Source organism: Acidobacteriota bacterium (assembly GCA_030697165.1).
Lineage (GTDB): Bacteria > Acidobacteriota > Vicinamibacteria > Vicinamibacterales > UBA2999 > 12-FULL-67-14b.
Genome location: JAUYQQ010000011.1, coordinates 252,307 through 278,781, shown reverse-complemented (window position 1 = coordinate 278,781; position 26,475 = coordinate 252,307). Strand labels below are relative to the sequence as shown.

21 protein-coding genes are annotated in these 26,475 nt (G+C 67.7%); 15 read left to right on the top strand and 6 right to left on the bottom strand.

The window, feature by feature from the left end:
- The 6 genes from Q8T13_12710 to folK form a co-directional block, all read left to right on the top strand.
- Nucleotides 1-631 (top strand): arylesterase (locus Q8T13_12710; protein ID MDP3718617.1); only part of this gene is annotated, 631 nt, incomplete at its 5' end.
- A 38-nt stretch (nt 632-669) separates the two neighbouring features.
- Complete coding sequence (locus tag Q8T13_12705) at nt 670-1,410, top strand: ABC transporter ATP-binding protein (GenBank protein MDP3718616.1); 741 nt, start codon at nt 670-672, stop codon at nt 1,408-1,410.
- Nucleotides 1,407-3,941, top strand: coding sequence for an ABC transporter permease (locus tag Q8T13_12700; protein ID MDP3718615.1), 2,535 nt, complete (start codon nt 1,407-1,409; stop codon nt 3,939-3,941). Before Q8T13_12705 ends, Q8T13_12700 begins: the two co-directional genes overlap by 4 nt.
- Nucleotides 3,942-4,076: 135 nt before the next feature.
- Nucleotides 4,077-4,415, top strand: a complete 339-nt coding sequence (locus Q8T13_12695; GenBank protein MDP3718614.1) for a TraR/DksA family transcriptional regulator — start codon at nt 4,077-4,079, stop codon at nt 4,413-4,415.
- A 10-nt stretch (nt 4,416-4,425) separates the two neighbouring features.
- Nucleotides 4,426-4,917, top strand: a complete 492-nt coding sequence (locus Q8T13_12690) for a hypothetical protein (protein MDP3718613.1) — start codon at nt 4,426-4,428, stop codon at nt 4,915-4,917.
- Nucleotides 4,902-5,387: a 2-amino-4-hydroxy-6-hydroxymethyldihydropteridine diphosphokinase gene (folK, locus tag Q8T13_12685; protein MDP3718612.1), complete on the top strand. Its 486-nt coding sequence runs from the start codon at nt 4,902-4,904 to the stop codon at nt 5,385-5,387. The genes Q8T13_12690 and folK overlap by 16 nt, the downstream gene beginning before the upstream one ends.
- Here folK and Q8T13_12680 read toward each other — a convergent pair.
- The 6 genes from Q8T13_12680 to Q8T13_12655 all read right to left on the bottom strand — a co-directional run bounded on the left by Q8T13_12680 (nt 5,347) and on the right by Q8T13_12655 (nt 13,341).
- Nucleotides 5,347-8,466, bottom strand: a complete 3,120-nt coding sequence (locus Q8T13_12680; protein ID MDP3718611.1) for an efflux RND transporter permease subunit — start codon at nt 8,464-8,466, stop codon at nt 5,347-5,349. The two genes, folK and Q8T13_12680, sit on opposite strands and share 41 nt — an antisense overlap.
- 68 nt (nt 8,467-8,534) lie before the next feature.
- Complete coding sequence (locus Q8T13_12675) at nt 8,535-9,872, bottom strand: efflux RND transporter periplasmic adaptor subunit (GenBank protein MDP3718610.1); 1,338 nt, start codon at nt 9,870-9,872, stop codon at nt 8,535-8,537.
- 45 nt (nt 9,873-9,917) lie between these two features.
- Entirely contained in the window at nt 9,918-11,597 is a 1,680-nt protein-coding gene (locus Q8T13_12670; protein ID MDP3718609.1) for a TolC family protein, read from the bottom strand.
- A 38-nt stretch (nt 11,598-11,635) separates the two neighbouring features.
- Complete coding sequence (locus Q8T13_12665) at nt 11,636-12,097, bottom strand: periplasmic heavy metal sensor (GenBank protein MDP3718608.1); 462 nt, start codon at nt 12,095-12,097, stop codon at nt 11,636-11,638.
- A 108-nt stretch (nt 12,098-12,205) separates the two neighbouring features.
- A complete protein-coding gene (locus Q8T13_12660; protein ID MDP3718607.1) occupies nt 12,206-12,697 on the bottom strand; it encodes a hypothetical protein in 492 nt (163 codons plus the stop codon).
- Nucleotides 12,694-13,341 (bottom strand): sigma-70 family RNA polymerase sigma factor, encoded by a 648-nt coding sequence (locus Q8T13_12655; GenBank protein ID MDP3718606.1) that lies wholly within the window; start codon nt 13,339-13,341, stop codon nt 12,694-12,696. The genes Q8T13_12660 and Q8T13_12655 overlap by 4 nt, the downstream gene beginning before the upstream one ends.
- Nucleotides 13,342-13,493: 152 nt before the next feature.
- Between Q8T13_12655 and Q8T13_12650 the strand changes: the two genes are divergently transcribed.
- The 9 genes from Q8T13_12650 to selB all read left to right on the top strand — a co-directional run bounded on the left by Q8T13_12650 (nt 13,494) and on the right by selB (nt 26,473).
- On the top strand, nt 13,494-15,086 hold the full coding sequence (locus Q8T13_12650) for a phosphoenolpyruvate carboxykinase (GenBank protein ID MDP3718605.1): 1,593 nt from the start codon (nt 13,494-13,496) through the stop codon (nt 15,084-15,086).
- A 59-nt stretch (nt 15,087-15,145) separates the two neighbouring features.
- Nucleotides 15,146-16,585, top strand: coding sequence for an Asp-tRNA(Asn)/Glu-tRNA(Gln) amidotransferase subunit GatB (gatB, locus tag Q8T13_12645; GenBank protein MDP3718604.1), 1,440 nt, complete (start codon nt 15,146-15,148; stop codon nt 16,583-16,585).
- A gap of 3 nt (nt 16,586-16,588) precedes the next feature.
- Nucleotides 16,589-18,973 (top strand): DUF3108 domain-containing protein, encoded by a 2,385-nt coding sequence (locus tag Q8T13_12640; GenBank protein MDP3718603.1) that lies wholly within the window; start codon nt 16,589-16,591, stop codon nt 18,971-18,973.
- Entirely contained in the window at nt 18,970-19,641 is a 672-nt protein-coding gene (gene ftsE, locus Q8T13_12635; protein MDP3718602.1) for a cell division ATP-binding protein FtsE, read from the top strand. Before Q8T13_12640 ends, ftsE begins: the two co-directional genes overlap by 4 nt.
- Nucleotides 19,638-20,525, top strand: coding sequence for an ABC transporter permease (locus tag Q8T13_12630; protein MDP3718601.1), 888 nt, complete (start codon nt 19,638-19,640; stop codon nt 20,523-20,525). Before ftsE ends, Q8T13_12630 begins: the two co-directional genes overlap by 4 nt.
- 123 nt (nt 20,526-20,648) lie before the next feature.
- Nucleotides 20,649-20,918: a hypothetical protein gene (locus Q8T13_12625; protein MDP3718600.1), complete on the top strand. Its 270-nt coding sequence runs from the start codon at nt 20,649-20,651 to the stop codon at nt 20,916-20,918.
- 38 nt (nt 20,919-20,956) lie between these two features.
- Nucleotides 20,957-22,267, top strand: a complete 1,311-nt coding sequence (locus Q8T13_12620) for a DUF4147 domain-containing protein (protein ID MDP3718599.1) — start codon at nt 20,957-20,959, stop codon at nt 22,265-22,267.
- Nucleotides 22,257-24,545 carry a ribonuclease R gene (gene rnr / locus Q8T13_12615; GenBank protein ID MDP3718598.1) on the top strand — a complete coding sequence of 763 codons (2,289 nt, stop codon included), beginning with the start codon at nt 22,257-22,259 and terminating at the stop codon, nt 24,543-24,545. Before Q8T13_12620 ends, rnr begins: the two co-directional genes overlap by 11 nt.
- Nucleotides 24,542-26,473, top strand: a complete 1,932-nt coding sequence (selB, locus tag Q8T13_12610) for a selenocysteine-specific translation elongation factor (protein MDP3718597.1) — start codon at nt 24,542-24,544, stop codon at nt 26,471-26,473. The genes rnr and selB overlap by 4 nt, the downstream gene beginning before the upstream one ends.
- Nucleotides 26,474-26,475 lie beyond the last annotated feature (2 nt).

Genomic DNA, 26,475 nt, shown 5'->3' with positions numbered 1-26,475 from the left:
CGGGGCGCCGGCTCCGGCCGCGGCCCCGGCGCCGTGTGCCGCGACGCCGGCCGCACCGGCGTCCACCGCGCCGCGGCCGCGCATTGTCTTCCTGGGCGACAGCCTGACGGCTGGTCTCGGGCTGGATCCGGCGCAGAGCTTTCCGTCGTTGATCGGCCAGCGGTTGGCCGCTGAGGGCCTCGACTACGAGATCGTCAATGCCGGCGTGTCGGGCGATACCTCGGCCGGGGGGCTGCGACGGGTGGACTGGTCGCTCGAAGGCGACGTGAAGGTGCTGGTGGTCGCGCTCGGCGCGAACGACGGCCTTCGCGGGCTGTCGCCGGTGGAACTCAAGCGCAACCTGAGCGCGGTGCTCGATCGGGCGACGGCCAGGGGCATCACTGTCATCCTCGCCGGCATGGAGGCGCCGCCGAACTTCGGCGCCGACTACACCCGGCAGTTCCGCAGCGTCTATACCGACCTGGCGCAGACCTATCGCGTGCGCTTTGTGCCGTTCCTCTTGCAGGGCGTCGCCGGCAATGCGTCGTTGAATCAGGGCGACGGCATTCACCCCAACGCCCGCGGCGCGCAAATGGTGGCCGACCTGGTGTGGGCGGAACTGACGCCCGTGTTGGCGCGTCCTAACCGGTAAGCCGGGAACCTCTGAACTCCTGAACCCTTAAACCTTCCATGATTCAGCTTCGCGGTGTCAGCAAGACCGTCCAGAGCGGCGGCCAGCCCCTCACCATTCTTCACCCGCTCGACCTGGATGTTCCCGAGGGCCAGTGCCTGGCCATTGTCGGACCGTCTGGCAGCGGCAAGTCCACGCTGCTGGGGCTGATTGCCGGGCTCGACTCGGCGTCGACCGGGACCATTGCCATTGCCGGCACCGAGATCACGAGCCTTGACGAAGACGCGCTCGCGCGGCTGCGCGGCGAGAAGATCGGCTTCGTGTTCCAGTTCTTCCACCTGGTGCCGTCGCTGACGGCGAAGGAGAACATCCAGGTGCCGATGGAGATTGCCGGCCGCCGCGACGCGGCGGCGCGGGCGCAGGCATTGCTCGACGAGGTCGGCCTGCACGATCGCGGGCACCATTACCCCTCGCAGTTGTCGGGCGGCGAGCAGCAGCGCATTGCCATCGCGCGCGCGCTCGCCAACGATCCCCCCTTGATCCTGGCCGACGAGCCCACCGGCAACCTCGACAGTTCAAACGGCCGGCACATCCTCGACCTGCTGCTGCAGGTGCGGCACGCGCGCAAGGTCACCCTCGTCATGGTGACGCACGACCAGTCGGTGGCGGCGGTCGCTGACGCGCGGCTGGTGTTACGCGACGGCCGGCCGGTGGCCGACGCACCCGTGGTGAGCGAGCTTCAGCGCGGTGGGCGAATCGAACCACCTGTCCTCAGCGAGCGAAAGCGAGTCGAAGGATGAGGTTTGTGCTGTTCATGGCCGCGCGCGAGATGCGCGCGTCGTGGCACCGCCTGTTGTTCTTCTTCATCTGCATCGCCATTGGCGTCGGCGCGATTGTCGCGTTGCGCTCGGTGATCCAGAGCGTGCGCCATACCTTCGCCGGCGAGGCCAGGACGCTGATCGCGGCCGACGCCATTATCACGAGCAACCGGCCGCTGACGCCGGAGGTCGTCGCCAAGATCGGCGATCGCGTGACGGCCGCCGGCGCGGACAGCACGCGGTCGATCGAGCTGGCGACCATGACGCGTCCCGCGGACCGTGCCGATGGCCGCGCCCGCATGGTCGAGTTGCGCGCCGTCGAGGCGGGATTCCCGTACTACGGCACCTTGAGCCTGGCCGATGGGGTGACCTACGACCACGCCCTGTTGCGCGGGTTCGGCGTGCTGGTGCGCCCGGAACTGCTGGCGCAACTCGACGTCACGGTCGGCGACGTGCTGGCGATTGGCACCAGGCAGTTCACCATTCGCGGCGTCATCGAGAACGAGCCGGGCCGCCGGCTCGGCGCCTTCAGCATCGGCCCGCGCGTGTTTGTGGACCTGGCCGACCTCGAACAGTCCGGGCTGATGGGGTTTGGCAGCCGGTCCACGTCGCAGCGGCTGCTTCGCGTGCCTGACGCCCGACTCGACCAGTTGGTGCGCGACCTGCGGGCGGACCTGGCCAACGAGTTTGCGCGGGTGCGTTCGTACCAGGCGACCGAGGACGACATTGGCGAAGATTTCGAGCGCGCCGAGAACTACCTGAGCCTGGTGGGCCTCGTGATTGTCATTCTCGGCGGCATCGGCGTGTCGAGCGTGACGCGCGTGTTCGTGCAGCAGAAGATGAAGAGCATCGCCGTGCTCAAGTGCGTCGGCGGGCGCTCGTCACAGCTGCTGGCGGTCTACGTGGCGCAGGTGGCGATGCTCGGGTTGGCGGGCAGCCTGCTCGGGGTCGGGTTGGCCGCGCTGGCCATGCGGGCCATTCCGTCGCTGCTCGCGGGGGCCACGCCGGGCGTGGCGATCGACTACGCCCTGACGGTGCCGGCCGTGGCGCAGGGGATCGGCATCGGGCTGCTGGTGTCGTTGTTGTTCTCCTTGGTGCCGCTGCTTGAAGTGCGTCACGTCAAGCCGTCGTTGCTGTTGCGCGACGAGGCGCGCAGCCGGCGGCCAGACGCGGTCCAGGTCCTGGTGTCGGTCTTCGTGGTCAGCGCGCTGGTGGCGCTCACCGTGTGGCAAGCAGGCAACTGGCGCATTGGCCTGGTGGTCGCCGCCGGGTTTGCCGGCACCGCGCTGGTGCTGCACCTGGCGGGCATCCTCGTCATCCGGGCCATTGCGCCGTTGGCCCGGTCGCAATCATTTGCGCTGCGCCACGCCGTGCTGCAACTGAGCCGCCCCGGCAGCCAGATGCGCATTGTCTTGTTGGCGGTCGGCCTCGGCAGCTTTTTCATCATCGGCGTGCGCTCGCTGCAGCAGAACCTGGTGGACCAGTTTGCCGTGAACGTGACGGCCGATTCGCCCGACATGTTCCTGCTCGATGTCCAGAACGACCAGGTGGCGCGCGTGCGCGCCGCCATTACCGCGCACCAGGAGACGGGGGCCGTGCCGCCGCGCCTGTTGCCGGTGCTGCGGGCGCGGGTGGTCGGCGTGGCCGGCCGCGAGGTCAACCTCGAGAACTACCAGGACGTGCGCGGCCGCGGCTCGCTGGCGCGCGAGTACACGATCACTTACCGCCAGACGCTCGAGCCCAACGAGACGATCGTCGCGGGCCAGTTGTGGGACGGCACGCCGTCGACCGAGCCTGAGGTGTCGATCGAGCAGTTCCTCAGCGAGGAGTTCAAGATTAACCTCGGCGACACCATCCGCTTCGACGTGCTCGGCCGGATCATTACCGCAACGGTCACGAGCATCCGCCTGGTCGAGTGGGGCGACAGCCGCGCCGGCGGCTTCATGTTCGTGTTCAGGCCGGGCGTGCTGGAGCAGGCGCCACACAGCTTCATCGGCTTCCTGCGCGGTCCGCAGGACGCCGCGACGCGGGCACGGCTGCAGGCCGCGCTGGTCGAGGCCGCCCCCAACGTCTCGGTGATCGACGGCCGCGAGATTCTCGCCACGATCAAGGGGGTGGTCGACAACGTCACGCTGGCGGTCACCGTCGTCGGCACGCTGGTGTTGTTCAGCGGATTGCTGATCCTGATTGGCGCCGTCGCCATGACCAAGTTCCGGCGCGTCTACGAGGCGGCGATTTTCAAGACGCTCGGCGCGACGCGCCGGCTGATCGCGATGGTGCTGGTGATCGAGTACGGCCTGCTCGGGTTGCTGGCCGGCGGCATTGGCGCGGCGGGGGCGGTCGTCCTGTCGTGGGCGGTCAGCCGTTATGCCCTCGATATTCCCTTCACGCCCCTGCTCGGCGTGAGCCTCACCGGCGTGGCCGTCACCACCGTCCTGGTGGCCGCGATCGGCGTCCTCTCGAGCTGGGAAGTCCTCCAGAGGAAACCGCTCGCCACGCTCCGCGCCGAGTAGCGTTCCAATGTGGTGTCCGGCTTCAGCCGGACCGCTCCGGACGGCACGGTCCGCCTAAAGGCGGACGCTACAGCGTGCGTGGTAATATCAAGGTTTAGCGCCCCCCCGTTGGGCGCGCTGGGAGTACGAAGTCACATGAACGTCTCGCAACACAAGGACGCCCTGCTCAAGAAGCGGGCGGAACTCGTCGAAGGCGCTGGGCTCAATACCCTCTCGAGCTCCATGGAGCACAATAACGGCCGGCAGGGCGACATGGCCGACCAGGCCTCGGGCAACAACGAAGTGCATATCCAGTTGCGCTTGAAACAGACCGATGCCAAGATTCTTCAGGCCATCGACGAGGCCCTGGTGCGCATCGAGAAGGGCGCATTCGGGCTGTGCCGCGACTGCGGCGAGCCGATCGCCGAGGCCCGGCTGAACGCCATTCCCTGGACGCGGGTGTGCATCACCTGCAAGGAAAAGCAGAAAGGGTAAAGCAGAAGGCGTGAGCACCACATCCACCCTCGCGGACCTGATTCGGGACTTCCTGATCGAGCGCACCGGCTTGCTGATGCGCCATGAAGACGTCGCGCAGCAGGTGCCGGACTACGACATCAACAACGCCTATCAGTACATCATCGCGCGCGAGCAGACGCACCTGTCGTGGCTGCAGCACGCGCTGCTGGACCTGGGCGCGCCGCTGCCGGCCGATCCCGCGCGCCAGGCCGTGGCCGTCGGCAAGGGTGATGCCTGGATGGCGCTCGCCGCCGACGATGCCCGCGACAACGCCAGCTTCGTGGAGAAGTGGCGCGCGAAGGTGGACGAGGTCTCGCATGCCCGGCACAAGGGCATGCTCAAGATCGTGCTCGGCGAGATGCTCGAGCACAAGCGCCTGTTCGACCAGGCCGCGGCCGGCAACCAGAACCTGATCGGCACGTCGCTCGCCATCAACGACCACTCCGGCGTTGTGATGGGCGCGCGGTGGACGGGGCAGTAGCGCCGCCGACCCTCGTGGCGATCGCCCTGGGCAGCAACCTGGGCGATCGCGAGGCCCACCTCGCGTTTGCCGTCGGCCGGCTGGCCGCCCTCCTCAACAATCTCCGTCACTCCACCTGGCACGACAACGCCGCCATCGGTGTCACCGATCAGCCCCGCTACCTGAACGGCGTGGTGGTCGGGACGACCACCCTATCGCCCCGGGAGCTGCTGGACCGGTTGCTGGCGATCGAGCGGGAAGACGGGCGCGAGCGGCCGGCGCGTTGGGCCGCCAGGACGCTCGACCTCGACCTGATTCTGTATGGGAGTGCGCGGCTGGCCGAGCCCGGCCTGGTGGTGCCGCATCCGAGGTTCCGCGAGCGGCTCTTCGTGCTCGAGCCGCTCGCAGAACTGGAACCTGACTGGGTCGACCCGGTCAGCGGGGCAGCCGCTAGTGAGCTGCTTCAGCGGGCGCGGCAGCGCCCTTCTTGAAGAGCCCGCTCCAGCCTTCCTCGAACAACGTATACATCGCCGGCACGAACACCAGCGTGATGATGGTGGAGGTCATCAGGCCGCCGACCACGACCCGCGCCAGCGGCGCCTGCAGTTCGGCGCCTTCGCCAATACCCATGGCCATCGGCACCAGGCCGAGCGAGGTGCAGAGCGAGGTCATCAGGATCGGGCGCAGGCGGTGCTTGCCGGCCAGCTCGATGGCGGCGCGCAGTTCCATCTTGTCGCGGTGCCGCAGCGTGTTGGTGTAGTCGACCAGCAGGATGGCGTTGCTGACGACGATGCCGGCGAGCATGATCACGCCGATGTACGCCTGCATGCTGAACGGCGTGTTGGTGAGCATCAGCATGCCGACCACGCCGATCGCCGCCAGCGGAATCGAGAAGATGATGATGAACGGGTCGCGCAGCGATTCATACTGCGACGCCATCACCGTATAGACCAGCACGATCGCCAGGATCAGCACCAGCCGCAGTTCGTTGAACGACCGCGCCTGTTCTTCAACCTCGTTGCCGAAGCCGACCGCGAAGTCCTTGGGCACCGTAATCTCGCCCATGCGTGCCTGGATGGCCGCTACCGCCTCGCTGAGGGTGGTCTCGGTCTCGGCGTTGACGCGCTGCACGCGCTCCTGGTTCTTGCGCTCGATCGATACCGGGCCGGTCTCGCGGGCGATGACCATGACGTTCTTGGCCGGCACGATCTGGCCGGCCGGCGTGCTCAGCAGCACGTCGCCGACTTCGGCCACTTCCTGGCGATCCTCCTCGCGCAGGCGGACGATGATCGGGTACTCGTTGCCGGCATCGCGATACATCGCCGCCTGCGTGCCGGCGACGTTGGTGCGAATGGTGTTGGCCACGCCGGTCACGGTCAGGCCCAGCAAGGCCGCCTTGTCGCGGTCGACGCGGACCGCCAGTTCGGGACGGCCCTCTTCACGCTGCAGCCGCGAGTCGGCAATGCCGCGGGTGGTGTCGAGCATCGTCTTGAGGTCCTGGGCAATGGCCTTGGACGTCTCGAGGTCGTGGCCGAGAATCTCGATCGACAGGCGGCCGTCCTGGCCGCCGCCGCCCATGCCGCGCATCTGCATGCCGCCCGACGGGCGGGCGCGGACATTGACGCCGGGAATGCCCGACAGGTCGCGCCGCAGCTGCATGGAAATCTGTTCGTTGCTGCGGGTGCGCTGGTCGCGCGGCACCAGCCGGACGTTGACGTTGCCCCGGTGCGTGGAACTGTTGCCGAAGCCGCCGCCACCACCGGCCTGGGTAATCAGCATCGTGGCCTCGGGCACGACCTGGCGGATGCGTTCCTCGAGTCCGATCAGCACGGCCTCGGTCAGTTCGATGCGCGAGCCGACCGCCAGTTCGGCGTCGACCTGCACTTCGCCCTCGTCGGTCTGCGGCTGGAACTCGAAGCCGATCCGTGGCAGCAGGAGGATGGCGATCGCAAACAGGGCGAAGCCGGTGGCGAAGACCGTGGGCCGGTGGTGCAGGGCCAGGTGCAGCGTGCGGGCGTAGAACTCGTCGAGGTGGTTGAGCCAGCCGTCGACCGTGCGGTTCAACCGGGCCATCACGCCGCCGCCGGCATGCTGCGCGTGTGGCGCGTCGAGCAGGCGCGAGCACAGCACCGGCACGATCGTCACGGCGACCAGCAGCGACATGGCCAGCGAGAACGAGACCACCGCGGCCAACTGGCCGAACATGATGCTCGAGACGCCGGTCAGGAACAGCATCGGCACAAACACCGCGATGTGGGTCAGGGTCGAGGCCAGGATCGCCGACCACACTTCTTCGCTACCGTCGATCGCGGCGGTGACCCGGTCCTTACCCATCTCGAGGTGGCGATAGGTGTTCTCGAGCACCACGATCGCGGCGTCGACGATCATGCCGATGCCCAGGGCGAGGCCGCCGAAGGTGAGCGTGTTCAGCGTGTAGCCGCCGAAGTAGAGCAGGGCGAACGTGCCGATCACCGAGATCGGGATCGAGGTGCAGATGATCAGCGTCGACTTGATGTCGCGCAGGAACAGGAAAATGATCAGGATCACCAGGAAGCCGCCGATCATGGCGTGCTCCTGCACGTTGCCAATCGCCCGCTGGATGAAGCGGGACTGGTCGTCGAGCACCCGCAGCGTGATGCCATCGACGTCGGCGTTGATCTTCTCGATTTCGCGCTTGACCCCCTCGGCGATCTGGATCGTGTTGGTGCCGGACTGCTTGGTCACCTGCATGCGAATACCCGGCGTGCCGTTGATGCGCATGAACGAGCGGCGGTCTTCGGTGGTGTCGCGGACCTCGGCGACGTCGCGCAAGTAGACCGGCACGCCGTCGCGCGTCAGCACCACCAAGTTGCGAATTTCGTCGATGTTGGTGAACTGGCCGGGGCTGCGCAGCAGCAGGGTGCGATCGGCGTCGTTGACCTCGCCGAGCGGGATGTTCTGGTTCTCGGTGCGGAGGATCTGGATGATGCGATCCGGCGCGAGGTTGAGCGCGGTGATCTTCTCGCGCGACAGGTCGACGCGAATCTGGCGGCGCAGGCCGCCGTTGATGGTGACCGCGGCGACGCCGGCGACGCGCTCGAGACGCGGCGACAGCTGGTTCTGCGCCAGTTCACGCAGCGTCACCGCATCGAAATCGCCCTCGACGCCGACACCCATGATCGGCATCGCGGTCGAGTCGAACTTGAACACCGTCGGCGGGTCGGCGTCGACGGGCAGCCGGCCGCGGACCCGGTCAAGGCGCGTGCGCACCTCGTCGGCCGCCTCGGCGAGGTCCGAGCCCCACGCGAAGTTGAGGCGGACGTTGGCGTTGCCTTCCGACGAGGTCGAGTCGACGCGCTCGAGGCCGGCGACGGCGCTGACCGCCTGCTCAATCGGGCGCGTGACCAGCTCCTCCATCTCGAGCGGGCCGACACCTGGATAGTTGACGCGCACCGTGATGGTGGGCATCTGCGTGTCGGGCATCAGGTCCACCGGCAGGCGGGTGAGCGAGATGCTGCCCAGCAGGATGATGACCATGCTGATCATGAACATCGTGACCGGGCGTTCGATGGCTATGCGCGGAATACTCATAAAGGGTCTCGATTGGGCGACTGACGTTGTCTGCTACTTGGCGGCACTACCGTGCCGCCCTCCTGGCGCTATTTCGGGGCCGGCCGCTGGCCGCCACCCGGACCACCGGGGCCGCGACCCTGGCCGGCCGGACCGCGTCCGGCTCCGCCCGGTGCCCGTCCGCCCGGACCACCGGGGCCGGCTGCACCGGCGATCATCAACTGGTCGTTGTTGCGGACGGCGGTGGCACCGGTCGTGACGATCTGATCGCCTTCCTTCAGGCCCCCAACAATTTCAATCCGTTCGGGGTCTTCGATGCCGACCTGCACCGCGACGAACTTGGCCCGGTTGTCCTCGTTGGGCACCCAGACGCCGCGCCGGTTCTCGAAGTCGATGACGGCGTTCTTCGGGGCGACGAGCGTGCCCTTGCGCTCCTCCACAACCAGGCTGACTCGGGCATACATGCCCGGCTTCAGGCGCCGGTCGCCATTCGCGATCTCGATTTCCATGGTCGCGGTGCGCGTCGCCGGGTCCAGCACCGGTGCGACCCGGGCGATGCGGCCGAAAAATTTCTCGCCCGGATAGGCATCCACGTCAACCTGGCCGCTGTCGCCGACCGTGACCAGGCGAATGTCCTTCTCGACGACGTTCACCACCATCTTCAACTTCGAGATGTCGACCACCGAGGCAATCGGGGTGTTCTGCGAGACCATCGCGCCCGGGTCAACATTGCGCTTGCCGACAAAGCCATCCACGGGCGAGGTGACCGTCGTGTTCTGCAGGTTGATCTTCAGCTCTTGCAGGCGCGCCTCGGCCTGGGCGAGTTGCGCCTTCGACAAATCAATCTGCGCGTCGGCGGCGAGGAAGCGGGACTCGGCGTCGTCCAGGGCCTGCTTGGCCAGCAACTGGCGTTCGAACAGGTTCTGCGAGCGCTCGAAGTTGACCCTCGCCACGTTGAGGTCGGCTTCGCGCTGGCGAATGGTCGCCTTCGACACCAGGAGGGACGCCTCGGCCTGGCTGACCTGCTCGACGATTTCGCGGTCTTCGATCTTGCCGATGACCTGGCCGCGCCGGACCGGGTCGCCCATCTGCACCGAGACCGTCAGCAGCCGTCCGTTGGTGCGCGGCGCCACGTCTACCGTTTGCAAGCCAATCAGGTTGCCGACGACCGTCAAGTGCGCGGCGACGTCGCCGCGCTTGACCGTGCCGAGTTCCACCGTCATGGGCGAGCGCGGCCCGCCGCCGCCGAAGCCGCCCATGCCCCCACCGGGGAAGCCGCCGCCACCGCCGCCGCGTCCGGCCCCGCCGGGCGGGCCGCCCTGTTGGCCGCCCGTGGTCGCGGCATCGGGATTCGAGAAGACGCCGAGGTACGCCGCCGCGCCAGCGGCCACGGCCACGACCAAACCAATCACTACAAATTTACGCATATAAGAATCCGTCTCTACCCTCGTCGAAAGAATGTCGGTCGCGCGCTACTGCCCGCCGGTGGCCGCGTTCAAGCCGCCGCCGCCGCCGGCCGGCGACTGCTGCGCCCGTTCGAAGTTCACGAGCGACTTGCGGTAGTCGGCCAGCGCCCGGAGTTCCGTGTTCTGCGCATCGCGCAGGTCGCGCTGGGCCTGGACCACGAAGAAGTTGGTCGTCATGCCGACCTCGAACCGGCTTTGCTCGGCCTCGAGGCGCTTCGACGCCAGCTCGCGTGCCGCGGTGGCCGCTTCGACGCGCTTCAGATTGCTCTGCACCGTCAGCGCGGCGTTGGCGACTTCGGCGGCAATCTGCACCTCCATGGCGCGCAACCGCGTCAGGGCCTGGGTGCGCTGCACCCGGGCGCGCGCATGCTGCGCGTCGGCCTGGTTCCCGCCGATCGGATAGCTCATGGTGACGTTCAGGTTCCAGGTGGGGTAGTCGCGCGCTCTCAGCAGCGAGAGCGCATCACTGTATCCGCCGGGGATGATCGCGGACACCGTCTGGTTTCCCAGCGGGCCGGTCCGGACGATGGCCGTGCCGCCGACGCCCTGGGCGCCGTAGCTCGCGTTGAGGTCAACGGCCGGCAGGGACTGGTTCTGGAAAAAGCGGAGGCTGACGTCGTTCGAGTCGAGGTTCTTGCGGGCCGTCACGACGTCGGTGCGCTCGGCCAGCGCCCGGCGAATGGCGCCGTCAATGTCGGCGGGCGCCGGACCAAGCGACGGCAGGTCGACCGGACGGATGGTCTGCCGCCACAGCGGGTCATCGGTGCCGCTCACCAGGAAGCGCTTGAGCGCCAGTTCGGCGGTCTGCGCGGTCGCTTCGGCCGCCGCCAGGTTCTGGCGGCGGGTGGCCGATTCGGCCTGCGCCTGGACGATGTCGAGCGGCGCGAGCGTGCCGACTTCGACGCGCGCCTGGTTGTCGACCACCAGCTTGTCGGCGAGTTCGGTCGCCCGCTGGGCCACGTCCACCGCACTTTGCGCGAACACCAGGTCCCAGTAGGCGTTGCGCACGTTGGCCAGCGTCTGGAACGTGGTGGCACGCGCGCTCTCTTCCGACACGTCGCGATTGATCAGGTTGATCAGCAACTGCTGGCGCATGTTGTCGATCCGAAAACCGCGCAGCAACGGCTGCGTGTAGGCGGCGACCAGGTTGGTCGTGAAGCTGGGATTGAAGGTCGAGAACGTGTTCGACGTTTCGACGCGCGAGTTGCTCCAGTTGACCGTGTAATTACCGCCCCACTTGTTCACGTTCTGCGCCAGGCCAAAGTTGTAGGTCCTGGTGCCGTTGTTGACCTTGGTACCGCCATTCAAGCTGCTGGTGGGCAGCTGATATTGATCGCGCAGGCCGACCGTGGAGTTGGCCACGGGACGATACGTGTTGCGGAACCCCGCGATCAAAAAATCCACCGACTCGGGTTCGAGCCGCGCGACCTGGATGTCGAGGTTCTTCTCGAGCGCAATGGCCACGGCGTCTTCGAGCCGCAGATCGCGCAGCGCGCCAGACGGCGAGCCGGGCTGGGTGATGCCGGAGGCTGCGGGACTGAGGTCGTTCAGGCCCTGCTGATAGGTGCGTACGGCCTGCTGCACGACCGCGTCCTGGCGGGCGGCCTCCGACAATGTCTGCGCCGTGGCGTGGGGGACGGCGAGACAGACTGCTGCCGCCAGGAGGACACACGTAAAGGATTTCATGGTCGTCAAGGATCTCGAGGGTTGCGAATGATTGCGACTCAGTTAGAGCGGTCGTGAAACAGCTCGCCCTTCGGCTTGCGCGCACGCTCGCGCTCGCGGCGATCGTGATCGTGCATTTCCTTCATCTTGGTGTTCTGCTCGTCTGTTAGGACGCGGCGCATCCGGAAGAGTTGCAGGGTCCGGGTGCGGCTCAGTTCGGCGCGCGCGGCTTCCACCCGTTCGGCGGCCTGCAGCACGGCGGCTTCATCCGACGTCGAGTCGGTGATGATCTTCGACAGCTTGTGCTCGGCCTTATCGAGCGCCGCCTTCTGGGCGCGCAGCGACGGCTCGGCAGTCTGGAAGATCGCCTCGACCCGGTCAATCTGCTCCTGGGTCAGCGATAGACCCTTCTGGAAGCGGTCCATCTGCCACCACTTGAAGCCCTGGGCAGCGGCTGGTTGCACACTGGCGACAACCAGAGACAAAGCTAAATAAATGAACGACTTACGTAAGATATGCATGGCTCTGTATCGTTACGACCAGCCCCGGCCGGACGTTTACGGAATAGCGGTTGAGCTTCGCCCGAGGCAGAGAACGAGGTCTGGGCAGGATGGGGCCGAAAACCCGGGCTATTGAGGGTCGTGAAACGGGGTCAGCTCGTCGAGGGTCCGCAGTTCGCTGGCGCTGCGCACCTGAACCGCGAAGTCCACCTCGCCCAGCAGGCCGTCATCCTGCGGCAGGGTGGCACGAGCGGGGAAGTAACCGTTGACGCTGCCACCACTTGGCGCGATCGACGACCCCAGGGGGGCCGTTCGGCGGGGCTGGAACGGCAACAGGTTGACGATCTGGCCGCCGAGCAGCCCGATGATCAACCCTGCCGCCGCCGCAACGCTGATCCAGCGGCGATTGACGCCACTGGCCGGGGCCGGCACGGGCGCGGTTGCAGGGAACCGAATCACCTTCGCGGGGTGCGCCAACTGGGCGAGCCGGGCCAGGATCTTGTGGCGCTGGCTCTCGAGAGCGCGGTCGTCGAAGTGGGCGTCGGCCTCGGCATGCGCCGCGTCCCGGTACGCGGCCAGCGTCGCGTGCAGGTCGGGCTCGGTGATATCGCGTCGGCTCATGCTTGACCTCCCAACACTGCTCGTAACTTGCGCAACGCCCGGAACAGGTGCACCCGAACCGTCGCCTGGCTCATCCCGGTCGCGGCGCTGATCTGCGCCGGGGTCCGTTCGTCCAGGTGGCACAGCGTGAAGACCAGCCGCTGCCGATCGGGCAGCGTCGCCACCGCCTCGGTCACCTGCGCCCACCGTTCGCTCGCCAACATCCGCCGTTCGTTCGACGCCTCGGTGCCGGCCACCTGTTCGACCGGCCGGCCGTTGTCTTCGTCGGTCGAGTGGCTGATCCAGCGTTGCTGCCGGGCCCGTGCCTTGAGGCGGTCGAGCGACGCGTTGACCAGAATCCGCGTAAACCAGACATCGAACGGCAGGCCGTTCCGATACTGCTCGATGTGCAGGAACACCTTGATGAAGGCGTCCTGGACGGCCTCGTCCGCATCCGCGGCGTCGCGAAGGTACTGGAACGCGATCCGCACCGCGCGGCGTTGCAGCAGCGAGACGAGCGCCCCGAATCGCTCTCGTGCCGCATCGCGATCACCGCGTTCGACGAGCGCCTTGATCTCGGCTGCCAGGACGGAGGCGGGCGAGGGATGGGCGCCGTCGGCGGGACGGGGCGGGGCGGCGAGGTCGACGAGAGGCTTTCCTGCCATGTGTTACGGGATTCGGTTGTGGCCTGTTTACCGCAGTTTAACAGGCCCGGGTCAAGTCCGCATACGAGATTGACTTAGCGCCTTTTCAATCTGTACCATTCACACTTTGGATGCGATCGGCTGATACGTTCGAGTTTTTGGAGTCATATTTCATGAGTACTGCACAGGTCGGGCGTGGCTTGGAAGCCCACGGCGTTCAATCCTCCAAGCCGGTTCATTTCAACCTCGGGGCGGCCGCGTTGTACGAGCACGCGATCCGTCGCCAAGAGGGCAGCATCGCCGCGGACGGTCCTCTGGTTTGCCGGACCGGCGCGCACACGGGCCGCTCGCCCAACGACAAATTCGTCGTCAAGGAACCGTCGAGCGAAGCTCATGTCTGGTGGGGCAAGGTCAATCGTCCGATTGAACCGGCCCAGTTTGACCTCCTGCGCCGCGACATCGTGGCGCACTTGAAGAACCAGGAACTGTTCGTTCAGGACCTCTACGCCGGAGCCGACGCGGAGTACCGCCTGCCGGTCCGGTTCATCCAGGAGTACGCCTGGCACAGCCTGTTTGTGCGTAACCTGTTCATCGTGCCCCCCGCCGGCGACCTGGCGGGCTTCGATCCGCAGTTCACCGTGCTGACCGCGCCGACCTTCAAGGCCGACCCGGCCCGCCACGGCACGCGCTCGGAAGTGGCCATCGCCGTCAACTTCGCCTCGCGCGAGGTGCTGATCTGCGGCACGAGCTACGCCGGCGAGAACAAGAAGTCGATCTTCACGGTGCTGAACTACCTGCTGCCGCTCCGGCACGTGCTCGCCATGCACTGCTCGGCCAACATCGGCCCGGACGGCGACACGGCGCTCTTCTTCGGCCTGTCCGGCACCGGCAAGACGACCCTGTCGAGCGACCCTGAACGGCAGTTGATCGGCGATGACGAGCACGGCTGGAGCGATCGCGGCGTGTTCAATTTCGAGGGTGGCTGCTACGCCAAGATGATTCGCCTCTCGGCCGAGGCTGAGCCCCAGATCTTCGAGACCACCCGCCGCTTCGGCACGGTGCTCGAGAACGTGGTCATGGACCCCGGCACGCGCGTGCTCGATTTCGACGATGCCTCGCTGACCGAGAATACGCGCGGCGCGTACCCGATCGAGTTCATCGACAACCACGCGCCCCTGGGCAGTGGCGGACACCCCACGAACATCATCATGCTGACTGCCGACGCCTACGGCGTGCTGCCGCCGATTGCACGACTGTCGGCCGAAGGCGCGATGTATCACTACCTGTCGGGCTACACCGCGAAGGTCGCCGGCACCGAGAAGGGCGTGACTGAGCCGAGCGCCACGTTCAGCACCTGCTTTGGCGCGCCGTTCCTGCCGCTCAACCCGAATGTGTATGCCAAGCAACTGGGCGAGCGGATCGCGAAGCACCAGTCGCGCGTCTGGCTGGTCAACACCGGCTGGACCGGCGGCCCGCACGGCGTTGGCAGCCGCATGAAGATTGCCTACACCCGCGCGATGATTCGCGCGGCGCTCTCGGGGCAGCTCGATAACGTCGCCTACACGCGTCATCCGGTCTTCAACATCGAGGTGCCGGCCGCGGTGCCCGGGGTGCCGGTGGAAGTGCTCGATCCGCGCGGGACGTGGGCCGACAAGGCGGCCTATGACGCGCAGGCGGCCAAGCTGGCCCGGATGTTCGTCGAGAACTTCAAGACCAACTTCGCCGATGCCGACGCCGCGGTCGCCGCCGCCGGCCCGACGATCTAACCGAGCGAGAAGTGAGAAGTGAGAGGTTTCCCCTCTCACTTTTCCTTTAGAATCTACGGATGTCGTACGAGGCCGTCATCGGCCTGGAAATCCACGCCCAGCTGCTCACCGCCACCAAGATTTTCTGCGGTTGCTCCACGGCGTTTGGCGCGCCACCAAACGCGCACACGTGTCCGGTGTGCGCGGGGCTGCCCGGGGCCCTGCCGGTGCTGAACCGCAAGGCCGTGGACCTCGCCGTCACCGCCGCCCTCGCGCTCGGCTGTGAGGTGCAGGAGCGGTCGGTCTTCGCCCGCAAGAACTACTTCTATCCGGACTTGCCGAAGGGGTACCAGATCTCCCAGTACGAGTTGCCGCTGGCGCTCGGCGGCGGCCTGCAACTGCCGCCCTCGGTCGGCGGCCGGTTTGTGAAGCTGACCCGCATCCACATGGAAGAGGATGCCGGCAAGTCGCTGCACGATGGCTTTGCCGACTCGGATCGCAAGACCTACCTGGATTTCAATCGCAGCGGCACGCCGCTGGTCGAGATTGTCAGCGAGCCCGACATGCGGTCGGCCGAAGAGGCGGCGCTGTTCTTCGAGACCTTGCGCCAGATCCTGGTGTGGCTCGGCGTCAACGACGGCAACATGGACGAGGGCAGCCTGCGTTGCGACGCCAACGTGTCGGTGCGGCGCGCGGGCGACCCGACGCTCGGGACCAAGGCGGAAGTGAAGAACGTCAACTCGTTCCGCTACCTCGAGAAGGCGATCGCCTACGAGATTGGCCGCCAGATCGACGTGATCGATCACGGCGGCCGCGTGGTGCAGGAGACGCGGCTGTTCGACGCCGCCCGCGGCACCACCCACTCGATGCGCAGCAAGGAAGAGGCGCACGACTATCGCTACTTCCCCGAGCCGGACCTGCCGCCGCTGATTGTCGAAGCCGACCGCCGCCGGGCCATCCAGGCGTCCATGCCGGAACTGCCCGAGGCGCGGCGGTTGCGCTTCATTGCCGAGTACGCCATCCCCGAGTACGACGCCGCGCTGCTGACGCAGACGCGTGGCGTGGCCGACTACTTCGAGGAGACCGCGCGCCAGTCGGGCAATGCCAAGGCCGCGAGCAACTGGGTGATGGGCGAGGTGCTGCGGAACATGAAGGAGCGCGCCATCGCCATCGCGGCGGTGCCGATCACGCCGGCCGCGCTGGCCGGCCTCATTGGCATTGTCGAGAAGGGCACCATCAGCTCCACCGTCGCGAAAGACGTGTTTGCCAAGATGTACGACACCGGCCGCGCGGCCGCCGACATCGTGGCGGCCGACGGCCTGGCGCAGATCTCCGACAGCTCGAGCATCGCGCCGATCGTGCAGCGCGTGCTGGCCGCGCATCCCGACGTCGTGGCCGAGATCAAGACCGGCAAGGACCGCAAGTTCCAGTTTCTGGTGGGCCAGGTGATGAAAGAGACGAAGGGGAAGGGCGACCCCAAGCTCGTCACCGACCTGATGCGCGCCGCCATCGGCTCGTAAGCGATGTGGATACGAGCGGCGGGACTCTATCTCGTCGCCGCGGTCGCGCTGACCTGGCCGCTCGCGACCCAACTCACCACCCACCTCGGCGCGCTTGAAGGCGCCGGCGACCCGTACCTGAATCTCTGGATCCTCGGCACGGGAATGAAGGCCTGGCTCGCCGATCCCGGGTCGGTGCTGTCGGGCCGCGTCTTTGACGCCAATATTTTTCATCCCGCGGCCGGCGCGCTCACGTTTTCCGATCACCTGCTGCCGCAGTCGCTGGTCATGGCGCCGCTCTACGCGCTGACGGGCAACCTCGCGCTCTGCTACAACGTGCTGCTGCTCGGGTCGATTGCCGGCAGCGGGCTGGCCATGCATGCGTTGGTGAAGGGCGTCACCGCATCGACGCCGGCCGCGTTCGTCGCCGGGCTGGCGTGGGCGTGCTGGCCGTACCGATCCGCACACCTCCTGCACTTGCAGCTGCAGTCGTTGTATTTCCTGCCGCTCGCGCTATTGGCCTTGTACCAGCTTGCGGCGGCGCGGAAGAAGAGCGGCGCTGTGCGGTTGGGACTGTGGGCGGCGTTGCAGGCCATGTCCTCGGTCTACTACGGCGTGATGACCGCGATTGCCCTCGGCGTTGGGGCGGCGGCGGTGGCGTGGACCAGCGGCCAATGGCGCGGCCGACGGTTCTGGTCGCGCACCATCCTGGCCGTGCTCGTCGGCGCGGTACTCGTGGCGCCGGTGGTCTGGCCGTACTGGCAATCGAGCCAGCGCGAGGGGTTTGGCCGCAACCTGTTCGAAGCCGCGGCCCACGCGGCGGCGTGGCCCAGCTACACGCAGGTCCCCCCGGACAACCTGTTGTATGGACGGACCGGACTGCTGCTGCCCCGCGAGCCGGCGCCAGGCGAGCGCGACCGGCGGCACGTCGAGCACCAGATGTTTCCTGGCCTGGTCCTGATCGGGCTGGCCGCCTTCGGAGTGTGGCGCGGCTGGCGTAGCGATGCGCGCCCCGTGGTCGTGTCGGCGGTCGCCATCGGCCTCACCGGCTTGCTGTTGTCGCTTGGCCCCGAAGGCGTGCGCCCGCTGTACGCGTGGCTCGCCGACCACGTGTTCGGCTTCCAGGCCATTCGCGCCCCGGCCCGGTTTGCCGTGGTCTTGATGCTGGGGCTGTGCGTCCTGGCCGGTGTCGGCGTCGCGCAGGCGCGCGTCAAGGCCGGCACGGTCGCGTTGCTCACCGCCCTTATGTGCCTGGAATACGCGAATGCGCCGATGGCGTTCGTACTCGCGCCGCCCAGTTCGACTCCGACCGGTCGCTGGCTTGCCGACCAGACCGGATCCGGCGCAGTGGTCTACCTGCCACTCACGCTCGATCGCGAGAACTCACCGTTCATGGTGCAAGCGCTCGAGCATGGCCGGCCGATCGTCAACGGCTACAGCGGCCAGCGGCCGGCGTTCTACACGTCACTGGTCGATGCGCTGGCGGATCCGGCGTCGGCCGACGCGCGCGCGATGCTGAAGGAGTTGGCGGTGCGCTTCGTCGTCAGCCCGGGCGGCCTGCCGGGCGCCGGCGAGCCCGCGTCACCGTTCGTCGAACGGGCGCGGTTCGACGACCGCGTCATCTACGAACTGGTGTGGACACCCGACAGCGAGGCGGCGCTGGACGAGGTCGCGATCGCTGAACCCCCGCCCCCCGGAGTGCCGCCCTTCGCGGTCGGCGAACAGGCGCGTTACGAGGTCGAGTGGCTCAACGGTCCGCTGGACCTCACGGCTGGACAGATCACCCTGAGCGTCGTCGCGCCAGAGGCGCGTGACGCCGGCGCCGGCGGTGAGGTGCCGGCTTGGGTCTTCGAAGTCGCGATGGCGACGGCGCCCTGGGTGTCGCGGTTCTTCGAGGCGCGCGACCGCTTCCGCACCGCCGCCGACGCGCAACTGCGGCCGCTGCTGCACCAACGGGAACTGCGCGAAGGCAGCCGGTCCGTGGACCGCACGTACGCCTACGATCATGCCGGCCGGCGTGTCAGCACCGGCGATAGCCCAACCACCGCGCGGCAGGACGGCGCGCTGACCCTGCCGCTGCCGCCGGGCGCGCGCGACGCGCTCACGGCGCTGTGGTACGTCCGCACCCTGCCGCTGGCCCCCGGGTACTCGCTGGCGATGCCCCTGAACGAGGCTGGCCGCAACCTGGCGCTGACGGTCGGCGTGCCGGCACGCGAGACCATCACCATCGACGGCGAGACCGTGTCGGCGCTGCGGGTCGAGCCGCGGTTCAGCGCCCGGGTCCAGCGCCGCCAGGCGATTGCCTCGACGCTCTGGCTGAGCGACGATGCGCGCCGGGTGCCGCTGATGGTGGAAGTGGAAGCCGGATTCGGCCGGGTGCGACTGAAGCTAGTAGACTACCGACCGTGATCGAAACGCAGGGACTCGGCAAAATGTACGGCCGCGGGCTGTATGCCTTGCGCGACCTGAACCTGACCATCGACAAGGGTGAGTTCGTGTTCCTGACCGGGCCGAGCGGCGCCGGCAAGAGCACGCTGCTGCGCCTCCTGCTGCTGCAGGAGCGGCCCACCGAAGGCGAGGTGATCGTCGCCGGCCGCAACCTGGCGCGGCTGACGCGCCACGAGGTGCAGGCCTACCGGCGGACGGTCGGGTTCGTGTTCCAGGACTTCAAGCTCATCCAGACCAAGACCATCTTCGAGAACGTGTCGTTTGCGCTGCGCGTGCTCGGCATCCCGGTCGATCAGCAGCGCCGCCGCACGTACCAGGTGCTGAAGTGGGTCGGCCTGCAGCATCGGCTGAACGCGCTGCCGGCCGAACTGTCGGGCGGCGAGCAGCAGCGGGTGGCGGTGGCCCGCGCCCTCGTCAACGAGCCGCACCTGGTGCTGGCCGACGAACCGACCGGCAACCTCGACCCCGACTTGTCGCTCGAGATCATGAACCTGTTCCGCGACATCAACGCCAGCGGCACCACCGTCGTCGTCGCCACGCACGACCGCGAGCTGATCAAGTGGGTGGGGCGGCGGGTGGTGCAACTCGAACACGGCCAGCTGGCCGGGGCCACGGAGGCGCCGCGATGAGCAGCGTCGGCTATGCCTTCGAAGAAGCGTTGGCGAGCGTCCGCCGCGCCGGGCGATCGGCGGGCGTGTCGATCGGCACGATCGCCATCGCCTTCCTGACGCTGGGCGGCTTCATGCTCGTCTCGGTGAACGTGCAGCGGGTCCTCGATCGGTGGCTGGAGTCGGCGGAGGTCTCGGTCTACCTCTACGACGATTTGTCGCCGGAGCTTCGTGACAGCCTCGAAGAGTATGTCCGGCAACAGCCGGCAGTCGCGGCGCTCGAGTACGTCTCGAAAGAGCGCGCGCTCGACCGGTTCCGCGCGGACTTTCCGGAGCTCCTGGATGTCACGACGTCCGTGGAACAGAATCCGTTTCCGGCGGCGTTAGAGGTTCGGTTGAAGCCGGGTGCCACCGGCACCGATGCGGTTGACGATCTGACGACCGGTCTGGCGGGCCGCGATGGGGTGGCCGACGTGCGCTATGACCGCCGATGGCTCACGCGGCTGGCCGGCCTGGTGACGTCGGCGCAGGTGGCGGCGGCCGTTGTCGCCGGCGCGCTGATGCTGGGGGCCGCGTTCACGGTGGCAGCGGTCGTGCGGCTGTCGCTGCATGCCCGGCGCGACGAGGTCGACATCATGCAGTTGGTGGGCGCCCCATTCAGTTACATCCGGGGCCCCTTCATCGTCGAAGGCCTGCTGCTCGGGGGCGCCGGTGCCGTGGTGGCGTGGCTGGCCGTGGCTGCCCTGTACTGGGCAGTGGCTCGCTGGCTCGGCTCCGACCTGGCCGGGTTGCTCGGCGAGGGCCAGCTGAGGTTTCTGGGCGTTCGCGAAACGGTGGTGATGCTGCTCGGCGGCCTGGGGGTCGGGGCTGCCGCGGGATCGGTGGCGTCGCGGTCAGCGAAATGAACGACCGGTCAAATTGAAACGGGACGTCTTCGAATGTCGCCCCGTTGACACATTCGCGCGAACGCCCTACACTGAAATTCATCCAATATGTCGAGGGCGAGGAACAGAGTCCCGCGCTTTCTGATGGATAGTGCCGTTCCGGCCAGCGTGTCGGCACTCTCCGAGTTTTACCGCGAAGAGTTTCTCAAGCACCACCAGTGCTTGTTGGAGCAGCGCGAGTATTACAGCGCACAGGCCATCAACAGCGCCGAAGCTGCGCTCCTCAAGATTATTGCCGGAGTCGATCGCCTGTCGGCCGAAGCCGACGCCGATCAGGTGGTCGCCCAGTTACTCCGCGAGTTCGACGTCGTGACCGGCCTTTCGGGTTGGTCCGATCCGTGTAAGGTCCACTGACAGTTCCGCTCTCCACGCTCAAACAAGATCTCAACGCCATTGTCCGCGCCGGTGTCGACGCGGTCGGCGCGGCGCGGGTGATCGAGCGGGCGCTGACTGACGCCGTGTTGGCGGATGTCCTCGCCTCGCGGCCCCTGCACGTCGTGGCCGTCGGCAAGGCGGCGGCGCCCATGGCCGCCGCGTTCGCCAGCGCGACCCACCTGGCGATTCGGCAGGCTATCGCGATTGGCACTCACGCGGATGCGGGACTGCCCGAGCGCGTGGAATGGCTCGAGTCGAGCCACCCGTTTCCCGATGCGCGCAGCGAGGCGGCCGGCCGGCGCGCGCTCGCGGTCGCGCAGTCGGTGCATTCCGGGGAAGCGCTGGTGATCCTGTTGTCGGGCGGCGCCTCGGCGCTGATGGCCGCGCCGGTGGACGGCATCAGCCTCGACGACAAGATCGGCACCACGCGGCTGATGATGAACGCCGGCGCTGACATCCACGCGCTCAACACGGTGCGCCGGCATCTATCCAACGTGAAGGGCGGACGGCTGGCGGCGGCGTGCATCGGCAGCACCGTCACGCTCGCGCTGTCGGACGTGGTGGGCGATGATCTGAACGCGATCGGATCAGGCCCCGGGGTGCCCGACAGCACCACGTGGAGTGATGCCGCGGCGGCCCTCGACCGCTTCGGCGGCGCCGGTCACCTGGCCTCGGTTCGGGCCTTGGTCGCGCGCGGCGTGGCCGGCGAGCTGGCCGACACGCCTGCGGCGGGGCACCCCTCGCTCGGGCGTGCCAGCGCACGCGTCATCGGCGGACGGCGGGATGCCATGGCCGGGGCGCGCGCCGAGGCCGAGGCGCGCGGTTACAAGGTGCTGCTGATCGACGAGCCCGTGGTGGGCGAGGCGCGGGTCGCCGGACCCGCCTGGCTTGCGCAAGCGCGGCAGTTGTCGCGAGGCGTCGCCGGCCCTGTGTGCGTCATCTCTGGTGGAGAAACGACCGTGCGCGTGACCGGAGACGGTCTCGGCGGCCGTAACCTGGAGTTTGTGTTGTCGATTGCCGAGGCGTTGGACGGGCGCACTAAAGTGCGCCCCTACGGTGGAATAGGTGGAGGCAACCCTTTAGGGTTGCCTGTTGCCGCCGCCAGTATCGGCACCGACGGCATTGATGGTTCGTCCGGCGTGGCCGGCGCCATGATCGATTCGACGACCATGGCCCGCGCCGCGCAGGCCGGCCTCGACGCCCCTGGCGACTATCTTGCAGCGAACAACTCGCTCGCGTTTTTCGCGCCGCTCGGCGATGTGATTCGCCTGGGGCGCACCCAAACCAATGTCGGTGATTTACAAGCGATCGTGATCCATGAACCGTGACGACCTCCTCAAACGCATGCGCGCCAAGGTGCCGCACCCGGCCACCGCCCGCGAACTGTACCGGGTGCTCGGCATCACCCGTGAGGAGCGGCTGGCCTTCAAGCGCCTGCTGCGCCACATGGTCAACGACGGCGATCTCGTCCTGGTGAAGGGCAAGCTCTACGGGCTGCCCGATCGCATGGACCTTGTGGTCGGCAAGCTCGACGGCCACGCCTCGGGGATTGGTTTTGTCGCGCCCGAGCGGCCCATCGAGGGCCTGACCCGCGACATCGTCGTGGCCTCCCACAACCTGCAGGAGGCCCTGCACGGCGACCGGGTGGTCGTGCGCATCGAACGCTACCGGGAAGATGGTCGCGCCGAGGGCAAGATTGTCCAGGTACTCGAGCGCGCCTCGAGCAGTGTGGTCGGCCGCTTCGATGTGGAGGCCTCCGGGCTGGCGTTTGTCGTGCCGTTTGACAAGCGGATTACCGCCGAAGTGCAGATCCCGCGCGAAGAGACCCTGGGGGCCGAGGCGGGGCAGATGGTCACCGTGACGATCACGCGCTGGCCGACCCCCACGCGCGGCCCGGCCGGCCGCATTACCGAGATTCTCGGCGACATCAACGACCCCGGGGTCGACACCGAGATCATCCTGCGCAAGCACGGGATTCCGAAGGAACACAGCCCAGACGCGGTGGCCGAGGCGACCCGAATTGGCGGCGCCGTTCGCGAAAGCGACCTGGCCGGCCGCACCGACTTCCGCGACCGGACCGTCGTGACCATCGACGGCGAGACCGCGCGCGATTTCGACGATGCCATCTCGATCGAGCGGCTGCCGAACGGGCACTATTGGCTGGGCGTGCACATCGCCGACGTCTCGCACTACGTGCGCGACGGCTCGGCCCTCGACGCCGATGCCTTTGATCGCAGCACGTCCGTCTACTTTCCCGAGCGCGCCATCCACATGTTTCCGGAGGAGTTGTCGACCGGGCTGTGCAGTCTGAAGCCGGAGGTCGTTCGCCTGGTGCAATCGTGCCTGATGGAGGTGAGCGCCACGGGCGAGGTGGTCCGGCACGAGATGCACGACGGCATCATCCGCAGCGACGCGCGAATGACCTACACTGCGGTCAACGCCATTCTCACGGACGGCGATGCCGAGACCGTAGCGAAGTACCGGCCGCTCGTTCCGATGTTCGAGCTGATGCGGGACCTGTTTGCCATTCTCAATGGCCGCCGGCGGCGTCGCGGGTCGGTCGATTTCGACCTGCCCGAAGCCCAGGTGGTGCTCGACGAGGACGGCTTCATCGAGAACATCATCGCGTCGGAGCGCAATGTCGCGCACCGCATCATCGAAGAGTTCATGCTGCTGGCCAACGAGACGGTCGCCAGCCACCTCGAAACGCGCCATATGCCGGCGCTGTACCGCATCCACGAGAAGCCCGATCCGCTGAAGGTGATGCAGTTCGAGGAGTTCGTCGGCGCGTTCGGCTTCAGCCTGGGCGCGACCGACGGCCACGTGACGCCGATGCACTTCCAGAAGCTGGTCGACAAGATCCGCGGCAACCCGGCGGAGCGGCCGGTCGCGTTCCTCATGCTGCGGACCATGCAGAAGGCGCGCTACGACCCGGTCAACGTGGGGCACTTCGGCCTGGCCGCCGACAGCTATGCGCACTTCACCTCGCCGATTCGCCGCTATCCCGATCTGGTGGTGCATCGCGCCCTGCGCGAACTGCGGCACACCAAGATCAGCGCTGAACGGCGGCTCGAACTGGAGGAGGACTTGCCGGAAGTCGGCCGGCACACCTCGGAGATGGAGCGACGCGCCGCGGAAGCCGAGCGCGAGATCCTGCAGTGGAAGAAGGTGCGGTTCATGGCCGACAAGGTCGGCGATGTCTTTGACGGCTACATCACCGGCGTCGCCCCGTTCGGCATGTTCGTGGAACTGATCGAGCACTACGTCGAGGGCCTGGTCCACGTCAGCACCATGGCCGACGACTATTACCGCTACCGCGAGACGCAGCACGCGCTGTTTGGCGAGAACAGCAAAAAGCTGTACCGGCTCGGCGATCGCGTCCGCGTCCAGATCATCAAGGTGGACATGGACCGCCGGCAGATCGACCTGGGCCTGGAGGATGTGCTCGAGAAGGTTCGCCAGGACGAGCGCGGACGTGGCCCCGCGCGCAGTTCCGCGCGCCCGAAGAAAGAGCAGCGCAAAGGCACGCCTGAAGAGCGGCGCCGCCGCAAGACCAAGACGCAGCGCCCGGGCAAGGCCGAGCGCAAGGGCCGGAAGCAGCGGTGACCAGTCTCGTCGTCGGCACGGCCGGGCACATCGATCACGGCAAGAGTACGCTGGTCCGCGCGCTGACCGGGATCGACCCCGATCGTTTGAAGGAAGAGAAGGCGCGCGGCATCACCATCGAACTCGGGTTCGCCCATGCCGTGATTGGCGAGACGCGGGTGGCGTTTGTTGACGTGCCGGGCCACGAGCGCTTCGTGCGCACGATGCTGGCCGGCGTGGGCGGCATCGATTGCGTGTTGCTGATTGTGGCCGCGGACGAATCGGTGATGCCGCAGACCCGGGAACACTTCGACATCTGCCGGCTGCTGCGCATTCCGCGGGGCATCATCGTGCTGACGAAGGGGGACCTCGCCGATGCCGACACGCGGCTGCTGGTGCGCCAGGACGTGGCCGAGTTGGTGAAGGGATCGTTCCTGGAAGGGGCGGCGGTCATCGAGGTGTCGGCCAGCACCGGCGACGGGTTGGACGCGCTGCGCGTGGCGATTGCCTCGCAGGCGGCCGAGGTGAGCCAGCGCCCCGGCACGGGCGCCACGCGCCTGCCGATCGATCGCGCCTTCACCATGAAGGGCTTTGGCACTGTGATCACCGGCACGCTGGTGTCGGGACGGCTGGGCGTGGATGACGACGTGGTCCTGTTGCCGTCGGCGCGGCGGGCCAAGGTGCGCGGCATCCAGGTGCACGGCACCACGGCGATCGAGGCGGTGGCCGGGCAGCGGACCGCGGTCAACCTGGGCGGTGTGGAGGTGGGACAGATCGCGCGCGGCGAGACGCTGGCCGAGGCCGGTTCGCTGAGCGTCACCCGCCGTATCGACACCGCGATCGACCTGCTGGCTTCCGCGAAGCCCTTGAAGCATGGCGCCCGCGTGCGCCTGCATCACGGCACCGCCGAAGTGCTGGGCCGGGTCTCCATTGCCGGCACGGCCGTCGAGCTCGCGCCCGGTGAACGCACGTTCGCGCGGGTCCGGCTCGAGACGGCGGCGGCGCTGACGCGTGGCGATCGCTTTATTCTTCGCGCCTACTCGCCGCCCATCACGATTGGCGGCGGTACGGTGATCGACCCGGCCCCGACCCGGCCCGGCGTTCGTTCGGCCGAAGGAGCCGAGAGCCTAGCGGCCCTCGACCTGGACCCGGCGCGCCATTCGGCCGACGCGGTGGCGGCGATGATCACCGCGGCGGGGTTGCCCGGCTTGCCCCGCGACGCCCTGACGGCCCGAGCCGGCGTGCCGCCGGCGGCGGTCGCGAGCACCATCGCCGCGCTGGCGGCGCGGGGTATCGCAGTCGCCGGCGACCGCCTCGTAGCGGCCAGCCACCTGGCGCGGGCGACTGAGGCACTGGTGAAACTGGTGACGGCGTTTCATCGCGCCCAGCCGCTCAGTGACGGCCTGCCGCGCGAAGAGGCTCGCGAGAAGGTCGCCTCCACCTTCGCCAGGCCTTCGGCGGACGAGTCCCTGGACATCACCGTGTTCGAGCGCATCGTGGACGATCTGAAGAAGGCCGGGACGCTGGTCGGGGCCGATCGCCTGGCCCTCGCGACGCACACCGTGGCAGCGACTGGAGAGGACGCCCGCATCAAGGGGGCCATTGCCGCGGCTTACGCGGCGGCGGGATTGAAGCCGCCCGACGCCGCGACGGTGCAGGCCGCAGCCGGCGCGCCGGCGGCGATGGCCGAGAAAATCACCGCGGTTCTAATTCGCGAAAAGGTGCTGGTCCGGCTGGACACGCTGACCTTTCACGCGAGCGCGCTGCAGGCGCTCAAGGATGAGATCCGGGCGATGAAGGCGGGGAGTCCCGGCGGCCCGGTCACGGTCGATATGGCCGCCTTCAAGGACAAGTACGGGGTGTCGAGGAAGTTCGCGATCCCGTTGCTGGAGTATCTCGACCGGGAACGCGTGACAAGGCGAACGGGTGACGTCCGCCTCGTCATCTGACG